Raw genomic sequence first — 262 nt, forward strand, 5'->3', positions numbered from 1 at the left:
GACCATCTCCCAGGCGTCGGACGAACGCAGCCGGGAAACGACACGCCGGTAGCCCGTCCTCGCCAGGATCAGTTCTGCCAGCTTCTTGATGGTCGCGTCAGGCGGAACCGTAATATAGAGAGTGTTGCCCTCCTGTGTGTCGGTCATCTCGGTGAGGACGAGGTTCATGCGCAGCATCCGCTTGAGGAGCGCGGTCTTCCCATCCCCAGACCGTCCCAACACCATGAGCCCCCCACTTTCCCCGGTCAGCGGGTCGATCCGG

General features: G+C 63.0%; 1 protein-coding gene. It reads right to left on the minus strand.

Features of this window, described 5'->3' with window-relative positions; translation table 11 throughout:
- Positions 1-219, minus strand: a 219-nt coding sequence (locus SB658_RS24885) for a TniB family NTP-binding protein (RefSeq protein ID WP_410603077.1), incomplete at its 3' end; no start/stop codon positions are given.
- Positions 220-262: the final 43 nt, after the last annotated feature.

The sequence above is a fragment of the Bacillus sp. SIMBA_008 genome (assembly GCF_046535495.1).
In the GTDB taxonomy this organism is placed as follows: domain Bacteria; phylum Bacillota; class Bacilli; order Bacillales; family Bacillaceae; genus Bacillus; species Bacillus subtilis.